Origin of the sequence: Streptomyces sp. NPDC057307 (assembly GCF_042667665.1) — a bacterium.
In the GTDB taxonomy this organism is placed as follows: domain Bacteria; phylum Actinomycetota; class Actinomycetes; order Streptomycetales; family Streptomycetaceae; genus Streptomyces.
Genome location: NZ_JBHUZM010000213.1, coordinates 1 through 9,285, shown reverse-complemented (window position 1 = coordinate 9,285; position 9,285 = coordinate 1). Strand labels below are relative to the sequence as shown.

At 71.4% G+C, this 9,285-nt stretch carries 10 protein-coding genes; 2 read left to right on the top strand and 8 right to left on the bottom strand.

All coding sequences use genetic code 11. From position 1 onward, the window contains the following. Positions 1-520 precede the first annotated feature (520 nt). Complete coding sequence (trpS, locus tag ACFUN8_RS35760) at positions 521-1,519, top strand: tryptophan--tRNA ligase (RefSeq protein ID WP_383647172.1); 999 nt, start codon at positions 521-523, stop codon at positions 1,517-1,519. On the opposite strand, the gene ACFUN8_RS35755 is transcribed toward trpS, so the two are convergent. After that, positions 1,486-2,487: a GlxA family transcriptional regulator gene (locus ACFUN8_RS35755; RefSeq protein WP_383647170.1), complete on the bottom strand. Its 1,002-nt coding sequence runs from the start codon at positions 2,485-2,487 to the stop codon at positions 1,486-1,488. The two genes, trpS and ACFUN8_RS35755, sit on opposite strands and share 34 nt — an antisense overlap. 75 nt (positions 2,488-2,562) lie before the next feature. Here ACFUN8_RS35755 and ACFUN8_RS35750 point away from each other — a divergent pair, with 75 nt between their 5' ends. Further along, positions 2,563-3,153: a cysteine hydrolase family protein gene (locus ACFUN8_RS35750; RefSeq protein WP_383647167.1), complete on the top strand. Its 591-nt coding sequence runs from the start codon at positions 2,563-2,565 to the stop codon at positions 3,151-3,153. 20 nt (positions 3,154-3,173) lie between these two features. On the opposite strand, the gene proC is transcribed toward ACFUN8_RS35750, so the two are convergent. From proC to ACFUN8_RS35715, 7 genes are all read right to left on the bottom strand, one after another. After that, positions 3,174-3,983, bottom strand: coding sequence for a pyrroline-5-carboxylate reductase (gene proC / locus ACFUN8_RS35745; RefSeq protein ID WP_383647165.1), 810 nt, complete (start codon positions 3,981-3,983; stop codon positions 3,174-3,176). A gap of 116 nt (positions 3,984-4,099) precedes the next feature. Next, positions 4,100-4,873, bottom strand: coding sequence for an ABC transporter permease (locus ACFUN8_RS35740; RefSeq protein ID WP_383647162.1), 774 nt, complete (start codon positions 4,871-4,873; stop codon positions 4,100-4,102). Further along, complete coding sequence (locus tag ACFUN8_RS35735) at positions 4,870-5,643, bottom strand: ABC transporter ATP-binding protein (RefSeq protein ID WP_383647160.1); 774 nt, start codon at positions 5,641-5,643, stop codon at positions 4,870-4,872. Before ACFUN8_RS35735 ends, ACFUN8_RS35740 begins: the two co-directional genes overlap by 4 nt. A 48-nt stretch (positions 5,644-5,691) precedes the next feature. After that, positions 5,692-6,834: an NAD(P)/FAD-dependent oxidoreductase gene (locus ACFUN8_RS35730; protein WP_383647158.1), complete on the bottom strand. Its 1,143-nt coding sequence runs from the start codon at positions 6,832-6,834 to the stop codon at positions 5,692-5,694. Positions 6,835-6,879: 45 nt separating this feature from the next. Then, complete coding sequence (gene sigJ, locus ACFUN8_RS35725; RefSeq protein ID WP_383647155.1) at positions 6,880-7,752, bottom strand: RNA polymerase sigma factor SigJ; 873 nt, start codon at positions 7,750-7,752, stop codon at positions 6,880-6,882. A 40-nt stretch (positions 7,753-7,792) separates the two neighbouring features. Next, positions 7,793-8,572 carry a class I SAM-dependent methyltransferase gene (locus ACFUN8_RS35720; RefSeq protein ID WP_383647154.1) on the bottom strand — a complete coding sequence of 260 codons (780 nt, stop codon included), beginning with the start codon at positions 8,570-8,572 and terminating at the stop codon, positions 7,793-7,795. A 49-nt stretch (positions 8,573-8,621) separates the two neighbouring features. Then, complete coding sequence (locus tag ACFUN8_RS35715; protein WP_383647174.1) at positions 8,622-9,095, bottom strand: hypothetical protein; 474 nt, start codon at positions 9,093-9,095, stop codon at positions 8,622-8,624. Positions 9,096-9,285: the final 190 nt, after the last annotated feature.

Here is a 9,285-nt window from a genome sequence, read left to right as displayed (position 1 = left end):
TCTTGCTGTCCTGCGTTTCCGACTCTATCAGAACCTTTCGGCGCCTGATTCCCAGTCAGCGGGTTTGTCTTTCCGGCCCTTCGGCCGTTCCGACGAGTGAGACTTTAGCGGAACCGATCCCCCGACGCTAATCGGGGTTCGCGTCCGTTCGAACGCGGATTCCTCATTTCGCAAATGCGCACGCAAAAGATAGCGACCGGATGTCGCACGTTTGCAGTGGTCTTGCGGAATGACCGTCCGGGGATCGACCGGGGTCGATGCTCACGTCGGACAGCTCGGAGAACATTACGTTCGCCCCCGGGACGTGTCAACTTCGGGTCATCGGGGTACGCGCCGCGTACTCTGGCACCCATGACCACGCATGCGTGCAACTTCAGCTGGCGGGCCGTCTGACGGCGGCCTGCTGACACGTGTGTGACCAACGGCCGCCGCTCTGGCGGCCGTTCGCGTTTCTCCCCCAGTGGAGGTCCGGGAGCCCGGCCCCTCGGCGGTGGCTCCGACCAGGAGTGGGACGAGAGAGATGACGCGGATCTTCAGCGGGGTCAAGCCGACGGGCCATCTGACGTTGGGCAACTACCTCGGAGCCGTACGCAGGTGGGCCGAGGTGGATCAGTACCGGGCCGACGCTCTGTTCAGCATCGTGGATCTGCACGCGCTGACCGTGGAGCACGATCCGGCTCGTGTGCGCAGACTCAGCCGGCAGGCGGCGACGTTGCTGCTGGCGGCCGGGCTGGACCCGGCCCGGTGCACCGTCTTCGTGCAGAGTCATGTGGATGAGCACACCCGGCTCTCCTATCTATTGGAGTGCACGGCCACGGACGGCGAGCTGCGGCGCATGATCCAGTACAAGGAGAAGTCCGTGCGGGCCAAGGCCGACGGGCAGAGTGTCCGGGCGTCGCTGCTGACCTATCCGGCGCTGATGGCGGCGGACATCCTCGCGTACCGGACCGACGAGGTGCCGGTCGGGGACGACCAGACGCAGCACGTGGAGCTGACGCGGGACCTGGCCGAGCGTTTCAACCTTCGCTACGGGCCGACGTTCACCGTGCCGAGGGCCACGAATCCGCCGGTGGCGGCGCGGGTCATGGATCTGCAGGATCCGAGTTCGAAGATGGGGAAGTCCCACGAGTCGGGGGCCGGCATCGTCTATCTGCTGGACGAGACGGATGTGGTGCGCAAGAAGGTGATGCGGGCCGTCACCGACAGCGGGCGCGAGGTCGAGTACGACCCGGTCGCGCAGCCGGGGGTGGCGAATCTGCTGGAGATTCTCGCGGCGTGCGAGGGCGGGAACCCAACCGAGCTGGCCGGTGTATATGACTCGTACGGCTCACTCAAGCAAGACACCGCCGAGGCCGTCGTCGAGCTGTTGCGGCCGGTCCGGGCGCGGCATGCGGAGCTCGCGGCGGATCCCGGTCAGGTGGACCAGGTTCTGAAGGAGGGTGCGGAGCGGGCCAGGGGGATGGCCCGGCCGGTGGTGGATGCGGCCTATGAGGCGATCGGGCTGCTGCCCGCCGGCTGACGGAAGGCGGCGCGGTAGTCGCGCGGGCTGGTGGCGAGGTGGCCGGCGAAGTGCTGGCGCATGGTCACCTCGCTGCCGAAGCCCGTGCGGCTCGCGACCTCGGCCATCGGGAGGTCGGTGCGTTCGAGGAGCTTCTGGGCCGCCGCGAGGCGCTGTGCGATGAGCCAGCGGAGGGGGGTGGTGCCGGTGGTGGCCTGGAAGTGGCGGGCGAAGGAACGGGGGGACATTCCCGCGTGGGCGGCGAGGTCGGTGATGGTGAGCGGCTGGTCGAGGTGGTGCAGGGCGTATTCGCGTACGGAGGCGAGAGCGTCCTCGTCGCGGTCGGCGCGTGGGGTGGGGCGTTCGATGAACTGGGCCTGGGTGCCGGTGCGGTAGGGCGCCGTGACCATCGAGCGGGCGATGGTCGCCGCTGTCTCGGCGCCGTGGGTCGTGCGGACGAGATGGAGGCAGAGGTCGATGCCCGCTGCCGTGCCGGCGGAGGTCCACATGTTGTCGTCGTGGAGGAAGAGGGCGTCGGGGACGACGGTGACCCGGGGGTGGTGTTCGCGCAGGAGGTGGGTGAGGTTCCAGTGGGTGATGGCGCGGTGGCCGTCGAGGAGGCCGGCCTGGGCGAGGGTGAACGCTCCGCCGCAGAGTGCGGCGATCGTGGTGCCTCGGGTGTGGGCGCGGCGGAGGGCGTCGAGTACGGGGGCGGGGGCCGGGGTGAGGTGGTCGTCCAGGCCGGGGACGACGATCAGGTCGGCGCGGGTGAGCCAGGCGAGGGTGCGGTCGGGGGTGAGGGTGAGGCCGCCGCGCAGGGGGATGGGCGCGGGGTCGGCGGCCGGGCGGTGGAGGTCGAAGGCGGGGACGCCTCGGTCGGTGCGGTCGACGCCCCAGACCTCGGTGATGACCGAGACGTCGAAGGCCCGGATGCCGGGGAAGGCGAGGAGGGCGATGCGTTGGGGGGTGGGCGCGGGTGTGTCGGCCATGAATGGCAGTAAACCATCGACCGCTGACTTTTGTAGCTCTGGAGGTGGCAGGTGCCGGGCGGCAGCATGGTGCCCATGGAGATAGCGGAGAACGCGGCGCTGGTGGTCATCGATGTGCAGCAGGGATTCGAGGAGGTGGAGTACTGGGGTGCCCGGAACAACCCGGAGGCGGACGGGAACATCGCCGCGCTGATCGACGCGTGGCAGGCGAGCGGGCGGCCGGTCGTGTTCACGCGGCACGACTCGACGACGGCGGGTTCGCCGCTGCGGCCGGGGTACGAGGGGAACGGGTTCAAGGAGTACGTCGAGCGGCGGCGGGGGAAGGGCGCGGCCGGGTCGGAACTGCTGGTGGTGAAGAGCGTGAACTCCGCCTTCTACGGCACGCCGGATCTGGGGGCGTGGCTGAAGGCCGCGGGGATCGGGCAGCTGGTGATGGCGGGGATCCAGACCAACATGTGTGTGGAGACGACGACGCGCATGGCGGGGAATCTCGGGTACGAGGTGCTCTTCGCGTTCGACGCGACGTACACCTTCGGCCAGGAGGGGCCCTGGGGCTGGGAGTTGACCGCGCAGGAGCTGGCGCGGGCGACGGCGGTGTCGCTGCACGGGGGTGGTTTCGCGAAGGTGGTGGCGACGGAGGAGGTCGTGAAGGCGGCGTCCGTCTGACCGCGCGCCGGGGGGGGCGGTCAGCCGTTGCCGGAGGCCAGTTCGCGGCTGCGGTCGCGGGCGGCTTCGATGGCGGCGATCAGGGCGGCCCGTACGCCGTGGTTCTCCAGCTCGCGGATGGCGCTGATGGTGGTGCCCGCCGGGGAGGTGACCGCCTCGCGGAGCTTCACCGGGTGTTCGCCGCTGTCGCGCAGCATGACGGCGGCGCCGATGGCGGCCTGGACGATGAGGTCGTGGGCCTGGGCGCGGGGCAGGCCGAGGAGGATGCCGGCGTCGGTCATCGCCTCGACCAGGAAGTAGAAGTACGCCGGGCCTGAGCCGGAGAGGGCGGTCGCCGCGTCCTGCTGGGACTCGGGGACGCGGGCGGTCTTGCCGACGCCGCCGAAGATCTCGTCGGTGTGGTTGAGGTCGGCGGGGGTGGCGTGGCTGCCGCCCGAGATGACGGACATGCCTTCATCGACAAGGACGGGGGTGTTGGGCATGACACGTACGACGGAGATACCGGTGGTGAGGCGTTCCTCGATGAAGGCCGTGGGGATACCCGCGGCGGCGCTGATGACCAGGCGGTCGGCGGGGACGTGGGGGGCGAGTTCGTCGAGGAGTGTGCCCATGTCCTGGGGCTTCACGGCGAGGATGAGTGTGTCGGCGCGCTTGGCGGCTTCGGCGTTGGTGACGGGCTCGACGCCGTAGCGGTCCCGGAGCTGTGCCGCTCGTTCGGCGCGGCGGGTGGTGACCAGGAGGTCGGCGGGGCGCCAGCCGGCACGGATCATGCCGCTGAGGAGCGCTTCGCCGATCTTGCCGGTACCGAGCACTGCGATGGTCTTCGTCATGCGGGTCACCTCGCCGGTGGGTGGTCGAGCCGTCGTACGGAACATCCGGGGCCATCCTCGCATCGGCGGCGGGGACGGACCCGGTATGTCCGAGTGGCGGACCGGTGGCGGGGCGCCTACGCGGTGCGGCGGCGGAGGGTCGCCGCGCCCAGGCCGAGGACCAGGACGGCGCAGCCGGCGACGACCAGGACGTCGCGTACGAAGTTGCCGGTGATGTCGGAGTGGCGCAGGACCTCGTTCATGCCGTCGACGGCGTAGGACATGGGCAGGACGTTCGAGATCGCTTCGAGGACCGGTTGCATGTTGTCGCGTGCGGTGAACAGTCCGCAGAGGAGCAGTTGGGGGAAGATCACCGCCGGCATGAACTGGACCGCCTGGAATTCGGAGGAGGCGAAGGCCGAGACGAAGAGTCCGAGCGCCGTGCCGAGGAGGGCGTCGAGGACCGCGACGAGCAGGAGCAGCCAGGGCGAGCCGACGATGTCCAGGCCGAGGCCCCAGACGGCGAGTCCGGTGGCGAGCAGGGACTGGACGACCGCGAGTGTGCCGAAGGCGAGGGCGTAGCCGGCGATGAGGTCGGCCTTGCCGAGGGGCATGGCGAGGAGGCGTTCGAGGGTGCCGGAGGTGCGTTCGCGGAGGGTGGCGATGGAGGTGACCAGGAACATCGTGATGAGCGGGAAGATGCCGAGCAGTGAGGCGCCGATGGAGTCGAAGGTGCGGGCGTCGGCGTCGAAGACGTAGCGCAGGAGGAAGAGCATCACGCACGGCACGAGGATCATCAGGGCGATGGACCGTGGGTCGTGGCGGAGTTGGCGCAGGACGCGGGCCGCGGTGGCCAGGGTGCGGGCGCCGGAGAAGGCGCGCGGGGTGGAGGTCGGGGTCGCGGTGGTCATCGGGGTGTCTCCTGGAGGGCGTTGGCGTTGGCCTCGTCGACCAGGTTGAGGAAGGCTTCTTCGACCGTTTCGCGGCCGGTGCGGGTGCGCAGTGCGTCGGGGGTGTCTTCGGCCAGGATGTCGCCGTCGCGCATGAGGAGGAGGCGGTGGCAGCGTTCGGCCTCGTCCATCACGTGCGAGGAGACGAGGATCGTGGCCGCGCGGTCGGTGGCGATGCGGTGGAAGAGTTCCCACAGGTCGCGGCGGAGTACGGGGTCGAGGCCGACGGTCGGCTCGTCGAGCACGAGGAGTTCGGGCGTGCCGAGCAGGGCGACGGCGAGTGAGACGCGGTTGCGCTGGCCGCCGGAGAGCCGGCCCGCGAGGGCGTCGGCGTGGGAGGCGAGGTCGACGTCGGTGATGGCGCGGTGGACCGTTTCGTCGCGGGTGTCGCGGTGTGAGCGACCGGGGTTGAGGATCGCCGCGAAGTACAACAAGTTCTGACGGACCGTCAGATCGTCGTAGACGGAGGGGGCTTGGGTGACATAGCCGATGCGGGCGCGGAGCGTGGCGTCGCCGGCCGGGCGGCCGAGGACGTCCAGGGTGCCCGTGACCTTGGCCTGGGTGCCGACGACGGCGCGCATGAGGGTCGACTTGCCGCAGCCGGAGGGGCCGAGGAGTCCGGTGATCCGGCCGGGCGGCACGGCGAAGTCGAGGTCGCGCAGCACGGTGCGTTCGCCTCGTACGACGCGCAGACCGCGGGCGCGGATGGCAGCCCCTGGTTTATTCATCATGTGATGAATAATGCTCCCGTCCGCGCCGCACCGTCAAGCCCGGGGGAATCAGCCGAAGCCCGGAACGCGCGGGAGCAGGTCCGGCCGGCGGGACGCGAGCTTCAGGACGCCGACCGTGGAGCGGACGATGCCCTCCTTCACGAACGCCGCCGGGCGGCCGGTGAGGACGCGGTCACGGGGCGAGTCGTCGGCCCGTACGAACTGGACCAGCCCGTCGCGGCGGCCCAGGCTCAGACACTGGAGGTTGTAGGAGAAGCTCAGCGGCTTCGGCTCCTCGCCCCGCAGTTCGGCGATGAGCGCGTTCGCGACGTGCGAGCCGCCGGGCAGCGCGGCGGCGCAGCCCATGCGCAGCGAACCGGCGGTGGCGGTGTGTCCGGCGGCAGAGTCGCCCACCGCGTACACCTCCGGGTGGGACACCGACCGCAGCACCGTGTCGACCTCGACGCGTCCCCCGCCGTCGAGGGCGAGCCCGGCGGCGCGCGCCACTTCGGTGTTGGGGGCCATCGAGGCGGCCCAGACGACGACGTCGGTGTCGATGTCGTCGGGGCCGGCGACCCGGCGGCCTTCCTCGACACGTACGCCGCGGGCGGCGAGCGCCACGCGGACATGGGCGCGGCCCTTCTCCGAGAGCCCGGGGCCGACGGCCCCCTCCGTAAGGAGGCGGACGCGCCAGCGGGGGTGGGTCTCGGCGAGTTCGGTGGCCAGCTCGATCCCGGTGAGGCCGGCGCCCACGACGGTCAGGCTGCCGGGGCCGTCCTGGAGGCGTTTGTGCAGTTCGGTGGCGGACTCGACCGTGTACGCCCGGTCCCGGTCGCCGGGGACGGTGGAGCGGGTGCGGCTGCCGAGGGCGTGAACGAGCCGGTCGTACGGAAGGACGCGGCCGTCGTCCGTACGGACCTCGCGGGCCGCGGCGTCGATCGCGGTGGCGCGGGCGGCGACATGGGTGATGCCGGTCGGCCGGAGGAACGAACCGAGAGCGTGGGTGACGTCGGGGCGTCCGGCCGCGCGTTGGTGCAGCCGGATCCGTTCGGTGAACCGGTCGGCGGGGTCGACGAGGGTGACGCGGGCGTACGGGGCGACGCGCAGCGCGCACATCAGCCCCGCGTAGCCCGCGCCGACCACGACGATCCGCTGCTTCTCGGAGGGCGAGTGCTTCCCGGAGGGCGAGGAAGGAACGTTGGTGGGTGTCATACAAAGGGGACGACGTGGCCCGCCCAGGTGTGACGGTGAGCGCGGTCACAGACTCCCGAGGTCGAGATGGCTCAGCTTCTCCGGGTTGATCACGGCGTCGATCTCGGTGATCAGCCCGCCCCGCACACTGAAGGCGAAGACGAAGCACCGCTCGCCGACGGGGTCGACCAGGACCAGCCCGGGGGAGCCGTTCACCTCACGTACGAGGACGTACATCGTCTCGGGGTCGAAGTCGCGCATGAGGCGCTGCGCGAAGAGGGCGACCCTCTCGTCGCCGACGACGGGCAGTCTGGCCGCGGTGACCTTGCCGCCGCCGTCCGAGTGCCACACCACCTCGGGGTCGAGGATCTCCAGCAGCCCGTCGAAGTCCCCGCCGAGCACGGCGGACAGAAAGGCGTCGACGGCCCGCCGGTGCTCGCCCCGGTCGACGGAGCGGCGGGGCGCCTCGGCCCGTACCCGTCGGCGGGCGCGGGAGGCCAGTTGTCGTACGGAATCGGGCGTACGGCCCACCACGTCCGCGATCTCCTTGAACGGCACGGCGAAGACGTCGTGCAGGATGAACGCCGTTCGCTCCGCCGGGGTCAGCCGCTCCAGCACCGTGAGCATGGCGAGCCCGACGGACTCGTCCAGCGTGACCCGGTCCTCGGGCCCGTTCTCGGTGACCACCGGCTCGGGCAGCCACGGCCCGACGTACGACTCACGGCGGGCGCGTGCGGAGCCGAGCTGGTCGTAACAGAGCCGGCTGATGACCGTCGTCAGATACGGCTTGGGGTCGTTCGCCTCGCCGTCGGGCAGCCGCTGCCAGCGCAGCCAGGTCTCCTGGACCGCGTCCTCGGCGTCGGCGACGGAGCCCGTGATGCGATACGCGATGCCCCAGAGTCTCTTTCGTTCCCGCTCGAATTCCGCCAGGTCAGCCATGGCTCGGCGCTCCTCTCCCCTGCCGGTGTCACGCCCGCCGTCAGCCTTCGGGCGACGGGCCTCCGTCAACAGACGACGTGGCCGGGCGAAGTGTGACAGTCAGCTCGACCGCGTACGCCTCCTCGACGGTGCCGGTCGGAAAGACCTTGAGCAGTTCGGCGCGTTCCCCGGCGAGATGGGCGGCCGTGGCGTCGTCGCCGAGCAGCCGGAAGAGGGAGTGGCTGCCGAGGTTGGCGAGGTGGGTGTCGAGCGGGACGGTGCGAGTCCAGCGCAGCACGCGGTGCTCGCGCGGCAGGTCCGCCGGCAGCCGCTCGGCGCGACGGCCGCCGGAGCTGTGGGCTCCGGCGCCGGCGGCCAGGTGCAGCCGTTCCTCCTGCGCGGCGACCCAGGGCACGTCGGGGTCGGCGATGTTCCACCACAGGGCGAGCGCGCCGCCGGGCCGCAGCACCCGCAGGGCCTCGGGGACGGAGCGTGCCGGGTCGGTCCAGTGCCAGGACTGGGCGTACGTCACCAGGTCGACGGACGCGTCCGCGATCGGCAGGGCGTCGCCGAAGGCCCTGACCAACGGGGTGTCGGGCAGGGTACGGCGCAGCTGGGCGGCCATGCCCGGGCCCGGCTCCACGGCGGTGACGTCGGCGCCGCGCGCACGCAGCGGACGGGTGGCGATCCCGGTCCCGGCGCCGACGTCGAGGACACGGGAGCCCTGGAGGGGGCGGCCGGACAGTTCCTCGACGGCGTCGAACAGCGCCGGTGGATAGCCGGGCCTGGCGGAGTCGTACTGCCCGGCGACGACGTCGAAGGAGAGCGCGCGATCGGTCATGGGTCCATCCTGACGCGCGGCGGTCCTCAGCGGCCGGACGGGTCCCGGCTCACTTGCGCGGGGGCCGCTTGGGGCGCTTGGGCCGGTTGGCCTTGCGGGCGGCCGGGTTGCCGGTGCGGGTCGTGCGGCGGCGCTCGTACCGTACGACGGCCGTCTCGTACTCCGTACGCCGCAGCCCCTCCCCCGGCGCCTCGGCGAACGAGCGCAGGAAGTACGCGAACAGCGAGCCGATGAAGCCGATGCCCTTGAGACTGCGCAGTTGCTCCTCACGGGCGCGGTCCACGGGGCGCTTCGAGAAGCCCTCCCAGGTCTTGCGGAAGGCGATGGCGCTGCACACCGAGAACATCACGATGACGAGGACGCCGACGAACGGGCTGGCGTCCGCGATCTGCAGGCCCTGGTAGGCGAAGCGCAGCAGGAGGCACGCGCCGACGGCCGCTGCCAGCGAGCCGACGGTGACGGCGACACGGCGCGGCGCGTATCCGCCGTCGTGGGCGACCCAGGTCGTGCCGAAGAAGCGGATGGGCTCGGGCCGGGGGCCGCCGGGGCCGCCGTCGCCGCTGCCACCGTCCGGGGACGGCGCCGCCGCTGCCGCGACGGCGGTGGTCTCGGCGGCTTCGCCGCTCTCGTGCGGGCTCACGCTCTTACTCTGGCTCACAGGGCGATTATCCCCCGTGGGCCGCGGTGGGTTCCGGGCGCCGGTGGTCCGGCGC

Bases quoted from the DNA above. Each gene is read 5' to 3' on its own strand.
- trpS (WP_383647172.1), top strand. From the start codon at position 521: ATGACGCGGATCTTCAGCGGGGTCAAGCCGACGGGCCATCTGACGTTG.
- ACFUN8_RS35755 (WP_383647170.1), bottom strand. From the start codon at position 2,487: ATGGCCGACACACCCGCGCCCACCCCCCAACGCATCGCCCTCCTCGCC.
- ACFUN8_RS35750 (WP_383647167.1), top strand. From the start codon at position 2,563: ATGGAGATAGCGGAGAACGCGGCGCTGGTGGTCATCGATGTGCAGCAG.
- proC (WP_383647165.1), bottom strand. From the start codon at position 3,983: ATGACGAAGACCATCGCAGTGCTCGGTACCGGCAAGATCGGCGAAGCG.
- ACFUN8_RS35740 (WP_383647162.1), bottom strand. From the start codon at position 4,873: ATGACCACCGCGACCCCGACCTCCACCCCGCGCGCCTTCTCCGGCGCC.
- ACFUN8_RS35735 (WP_383647160.1), bottom strand. From the start codon at position 5,643: ATGATGAATAAACCAGGGGCTGCCATCCGCGCCCGCGGTCTGCGCGTC.
- ACFUN8_RS35730 (WP_383647158.1), bottom strand. From the start codon at position 6,834: ATGACACCCACCAACGTTCCTTCCTCGCCCTCCGGGAAGCACTCGCCC.
- sigJ (WP_383647155.1), bottom strand. From the start codon at position 7,752: ATGGCTGACCTGGCGGAATTCGAGCGGGAACGAAAGAGACTCTGGGGC.
- ACFUN8_RS35720 (WP_383647154.1), bottom strand. From the start codon at position 8,572: ATGACCGATCGCGCGCTCTCCTTCGACGTCGTCGCCGGGCAGTACGAC.